Genomic DNA, 1,190 nt, shown 5'->3' with positions numbered 1-1,190 from the left:
CGTATTCCTTTTGTTGGTTGAAATCTTGGCGGAAATCAATCAACAGGATACGCCTTCTTCATTTGTACGTCATACACCAGAAATGACTATAGCTCTGTTTGCAACAAGCTGATTTTGAAATTCTGAAGCAACAAATCAAAGACAAAGGTTTGCGATTGATTGTGTCTGACTTACCAACCACTCACATGCAAATCAAACACGACGATACCATTACCACGTCCCTTTTAGAATTGATCAACAACATGCTGATTGATTTATTGGCCACAATGGCGCGACTGGACAATGAAAAGCGCCGAGAGCGTATTATTCAGGGTTTACAACGTTCAGGCTACAAACCAACCGGTAAAAAAGCCAACTTGGCCAAACACAATCGCATCAAGCAATTATTGGCAAGCAATCATATGACCAAAGAGGAAATTGCCAAAGCTGTAGGTTGTGGCGTGGCGACGGTTTATAGAGTTTCAAAGAAGATGTAATCAGTTGATACTAACTAGTATCATGAAGATTTTATCAAGTCAAACAGTAGCAAGATTCTATTGATGGCAGCTCGATTCTACTGATTTGGCTGATTAAAACTTGGGAAGATTGCCATTTCAATTTAAAAATTAATTGGTTATCTTTATGTTTTATTTATCTTAATAGTTTTTTTATTTATTGGACTTACTAAAAGATTTTTAATACAGTCCATGTCTTCGTTGAATTTCGACATTCAGTAGTTTTGGTGGCTGACATCAGACTACATTTCCCATTAGTCAGCATTACCATAGATACCAAATTAATGACTCAATTCTCTGAACTCGGCCTTGCCGAGCCAATCTTGCGTGCCGTATCGGAACAAGGTTATACCATCCCTTCTCCTGTTCAAGCTGAAGCCATTCCTGCCATTATTAGAGGCCATGATGTCATGGCAGCTGCTCAAACAGGTACGGGTAAAACGGCTGGCTTTACATTACCAATGTTGCAACATTTGTTAAAAGGTAAGCCAGCACATCCTAATCGTTGCCGAGCTTTAATATTGACGCCAACACGTGAATTAGCCGCACAAATTGGGGAAAATGTCAGAGCCTATAGCAAATATCTGAATGTAACATCTGAACCGACCAGGTTTGTCTAAAACGTTGGAAATGCTACGTGAAGGAGACACCTTAGTAGTTTGGAAGCTAGATCGTCTGGGCCGTAGTGTCAAGCAA

General features: G+C 39.9%; 3 protein-coding genes. All 3 read left to right on the top strand.

Going from position 1 to position 1,190, the window contains the following annotated elements:
• Positions 1 to 98 precede the first annotated feature (98 nt).
• Positions 99 to 476 (top strand): helix-turn-helix domain-containing protein, encoded by a 378-nt coding sequence (locus tag H150_RS14600; RefSeq protein WP_019959556.1) that lies wholly within the window; start codon positions 99 to 101, stop codon positions 474 to 476.
• A gap of 302 nt (positions 477 to 778) precedes the next feature.
• Positions 779 to 1,114: a DEAD/DEAH box helicase gene (locus tag H150_RS0113365; protein ID WP_019959555.1), complete on the top strand. Its 336-nt coding sequence runs from the start codon at positions 779 to 781 to the stop codon at positions 1,112 to 1,114.
• Between the two features lie 10 nt (positions 1,115 to 1,124).
• Positions 1,125 to 1,190, top strand: a 66-nt coding sequence (locus tag H150_RS15065) for a recombinase family protein (RefSeq protein WP_425424989.1), incomplete at its 3' end; no start/stop codon positions are given.

The organism is Vitreoscilla stercoraria DSM 513 (assembly GCF_000382305.1).
In the GTDB taxonomy this organism is placed as follows: Bacteria; Pseudomonadota; Gammaproteobacteria; order Burkholderiales; family Neisseriaceae; genus Vitreoscilla; species Vitreoscilla stercoraria.
The sequence above is the reverse complement of the archived record's forward strand: the minus strand, read 5'-3'. Positions and strand labels throughout refer to the sequence as shown.